The following is a 3,878-nucleotide window of genomic DNA, read 5'->3' as shown; positions in this document are numbered from 1 at the left end:
AACTGGCAGCGTCCGGGCCACACGTAACCTTCCATAAAATAATCATCGCCACGGCGACAGAAATAGCGGTTTTTCTTTCCCTCCCGGAACACCCAGTAATTTTCATCCACCTTAATCCCGGGATCAATCATCACCACTGTCCGGAAGCCGTCGTCGGCCAGCGCTTTAATCATTTTTTTAGGGTCGGGGAAATAATGCTTATTCCAGGTAAAACAGCGGTAGCCATCCATGTAATCGATATCCAGGTAAATGGCATCACAGGGAATTTTCCGCTCCCGGAAGTTTTTTGCCAGGTCGCGGACCCGGCTCTCCGGATAATAGCTCCAGCGGCACTGGTGATAGCCCAATGCCCAGAGGGGTGGCAGGTAATGGGTGCCGGTAATGCTGTGATAGCGTTTTACCACATCCATCATCTGCGGACCGTGGATGTAATAGTACTGCAATTCACCGCCCTCCGACCAAAAGCTGGTCCGATCCTGCGCTTCCGCAGCGAAATCAAAATAGGTTTTAAACGTATTGTCAAAGAAAATACCATAGGCATTGCCCTGGTTGAGGCCGATATAAAAAGGAATGCTCCGGTAAAGCGGGTCCTGTTTGAACTGGAAGGAATAAGTGTCGGAATTCCAGTTTACAAACCTTCCGCCGCGCAGGTTCAGGTGGGTAGGTTTATCCCCCAGGCCGTAAAACGCTTCCTCCGCCGTAGCGGTTTTGGTACAATATACATAATATCCTCCGAAATCGGGATTTTCCTCCCAGTGCATCGGTGCGTGGTCCTGATTAAACACCTCACCCTGCCGGTCTTCAAATGCAATCAGAAAATCGGACTTCCGGACCACACAGGTGACCGTGTTGGTCTTTACCCGGTATGCCTCCTGGTCTTCCTCAACATGATAAACCGACACGTGCTGGTCGGCCGCAGGAACGGCGTATGAAAAATCCTCCAGGAACTGCCCCCGTGGTGCCAGCCGCACCCGGATAATCTCATCGCTCACCACCTTTACTTCCACATAGGCAGCGCCATCCGTAAAATAGTAGTTGTTGTTTTCCTGATAATGACCAGTTACCGGCCCCAGGTAATCCTTTGTAATCTCAGGCAGGTCCAGCACCGGGTTATTGACGTGGTGCACCCCTTCATCCAGCACTGCCGCAGGTTGCCCTGCATCATTTTGATCTGTTGGGTCTTCGCCTTGCTGTTTCGTAAAATCCTTTGCCATAAATACTCCTCTTAGTTAAGGCCAAAATACAGTTTTTTGCCGAATTACAACCCGCGTAATTTGGATTGTCTCCATTTACCTTATATATTTGTCCCCAACTTCATTACTATTCATTTATTAATAGAGAACATGCAGGTTGCTTTGGTTCACCACATCCATTTTCATCACCGCCCTTGTGGCGATATGTGATATGTATGTTTCTACGTGAAGCACTTAACCCTGATGTTGATTAATAAATTGAATTCATTGAACCGCTGCCGAAAGGCAACCGGTTCATCGTCCCTAACACATTTACGCTTACATGAAATCTGCATGAATTGTTCCATTCACCAAAGGCCATGAACGACGCAGCGATTGATCCATTCCGTCACCCTTTCAAGCTGCGGCAGGAACTTGCCTGAATACCGTTGGAAATGACTAACAAGTGAAAAACAATCCATACCGGGCTCATTGCCATAAAAGACAAAATTATACGAATGAAAAACCTGAAAATTGCCATCCAGAAATCGGGAAGGCTTAATGAAAAATCAGTACAACTGCTAAAAAACTGCGGCCTTAGCTTTGAAAATTATAAAAGTTCGTTGATGACCACGGTCGCCAACTTTGCGCTTGAAATTCTGTTTCTCCGCGACGACGACATACCCGAATATGTACAGGATGGTATCGCGGACCTGGGCATTGTCGGCGAAAACGTGATTAATGAAACGGAAGCGGATGTCACTTACCTGCAACGGCTGGGCTTTGGCCGCTGCACGCTCAAGATCGCAATCCCTAACCAAAGCAATGCACAGGAGCTGCGCGACCTGGAAGGCAAGGCAATTGCTACTTCCTACCCGGTTATCCTGAAAAAATTCCTCGACAGCAATGGAATCCATGCCGATATCCGGACCATTTCCGGATCCGTGGAAATATCACCGGGCCTGGGCCTTAGCGATGCCATCTGCGACATCGTGTCCACCGGAGGTACGCTGCGCAGCAACGGGCTCAAGCCGTTTGCCGACGTGCTGTCGTCAGAGGCCATTCTCATCGGGCGGGCAGGCATTGCAAATGACCCGATCGTACTGGAGCTTATGCAGCGTATCCAATCGGTATTACGGGCGCAGGAAACCAAATATGTGGTGCTTAATGTGGAACGCGATAACCTGGATGCGATTATCCGGCTGTTACCCGGCGTAAAAAGCCCAACGGTGGTGCCGCTTGCCGAAGAAAACTGGGTTGCTGTACATACGGCTATTGCAGAACAGGATTTCTGGGATAAGATCAATAAGCTTAAAGCGGCCGGTGCACAAGGCATCATCGTCATGCCGGTGGAAAAGATTATTATTTAACGAAGTACCATGCTGACTACCTATCGTTACCGCCAACTGCACGGGGAGTTACTCGAACAGCTGGTTACCCGCAATGCGGACCCCAATCGGGACATTGAAGAATCGGTCCGCCAGATCATTGCTGAAGTGCGCGGTCGCGGTGATGATGCCCTGCGGGCATACGCTGCACGTTTCGACGGTGTTACGCTGACGTCCCTGGTGCTCGACGCGGAAGCGATTGCTACCAGCGCTGCCTCCATCGGACGTACACAGCAACGGGCACTGGAAATCGCCTTCGCCAATATCCACCGGTTCCACTCGGTCCAGCTCAAAAAGGAACGGACAGTCGAAACGATGCCCGGTGTAACCTGCTGGCGGGAACCACGGCCAATCGAGAAAGTGGGGTTGTATATCCCCGGAGGCTCGGCGGTATTACCCAGCACCTTACTTATGCTGGGTATTCCGGCCCGGATTGCCGGTTGTAAAGAAATTGTCGTCTGTTCGCCCCCGCAGGCGGACGGAAAAATCAACGGCTATCTGGCCTATTGCCTGCAACTGCTCAAAATAGATCGGGTGTACCTTGCCGGAGGCGCCCAGGCTGTCGCGGCCATGGCGTACGGCACTGCCAGCATACCGAAGGTAGATAAGATTTTCGGGCCGGGCAACCAATACGTTACCATGGCTAAAAACCTGGCACAGGGCATGAGCCATGTAAGCATCGATATGCCCGCAGGCCCCTCAGAAGTATTGGTTGTGGCCGACAGCAGCAGCAACCCCGGTTACGTGGCGGCCGACCTGCTGGCCCAGGCCGAACACGGCCCGGACAGCCAGGCCATACTAGTCAGCACCGACCAAACACTGGTGGAACAGGTGCAGGATGCATTGCAGGATCAGCTGCAGCAGTTACCGCGGGCTGATATTGCTAAAAAGGCGCTGGCCAATTCCTACGCGCTGATCTGCGATAACATGGAAGAAGCGATGACATTCAGCAACCAGTACGCGCCTGAACACCTGATTATTGAAGTGGACGATTGGCAGCCGCTGATCCGGAAAATCACCAATGCGGGCTCTGTTTTCCTCGGACACCTGACACCCGAAAGCGCCGGGGATTATGCCTCGGGTACCAATCATACGCTGCCTACAAGCGGGTATGCCCGTTCCTATTCTGGCGTATCGGTTGATTCTTTTGTCAAAAAAATCACTTTTCAGCGCATCGATGCGGCAGGCCTGGAAAACATTGGCCCTACCGTTGAAGTACTTGCCGAACTGGAGGGATTGCAGGCGCATAAAAATGCGGTATCGGTGCGGCTGCGCAACCCCTGATCCATGCAGATAAGGCGTCCGGTTTTGGTATAAG

3 protein-coding genes are annotated in these 3,878 nt (G+C 51.5%); 2 read left to right on the top strand and 1 reads right to left on the bottom strand.

Annotated elements, in window-relative coordinates; genetic code table 11:
* Positions 1-1,214, bottom strand: a 1,214-nt coding sequence (locus ABWO75_RS13530) for a glycoside hydrolase family 31 protein (RefSeq protein WP_353186390.1), incomplete at its 3' end; no start/stop codon positions are given.
* Between the two features lie 476 nt (positions 1,215-1,690).
* On the opposite strand from ABWO75_RS13530, the gene hisG reads away from it, so the two are divergent.
* Both hisG and hisD read left to right on the top strand, forming a co-directional pair.
* Positions 1,691-2,542: an ATP phosphoribosyltransferase gene (hisG, locus tag ABWO75_RS13525; RefSeq protein ID WP_257657717.1), complete on the top strand. Its 852-nt coding sequence runs from the start codon at positions 1,691-1,693 to the stop codon at positions 2,540-2,542.
* A 9-nt stretch (positions 2,543-2,551) separates the two neighbouring features.
* Positions 2,552-3,844 (top strand): histidinol dehydrogenase, encoded by a 1,293-nt coding sequence (hisD, locus tag ABWO75_RS13520; RefSeq protein WP_353186388.1) that lies wholly within the window; start codon positions 2,552-2,554, stop codon positions 3,842-3,844.
* Positions 3,845-3,878: the final 34 nt, after the last annotated feature.

It is taken from the genome of Parapedobacter lycopersici (assembly GCF_040395035.1).
Taxonomy (GTDB): Bacteria; Bacteroidota; Bacteroidia; order Sphingobacteriales; family Sphingobacteriaceae; genus Parapedobacter; species Parapedobacter lycopersici_A.
This window is presented reverse-complemented; position numbering and strand designations above follow the sequence as displayed.

What these genes read in the sequence shown, in the direction of transcription:
- hisD (WP_353186388.1), top strand. Translation starts at nt 2,552, where the DNA reads ATGCTGACTACCTATCGTTACCGCCAACTGCACGGGGAGTTACTCGAA.
- hisG (WP_257657717.1), top strand. Translation starts at nt 1,691, where the DNA reads ATGAAAAACCTGAAAATTGCCATCCAGAAATCGGGAAGGCTTAATGAA.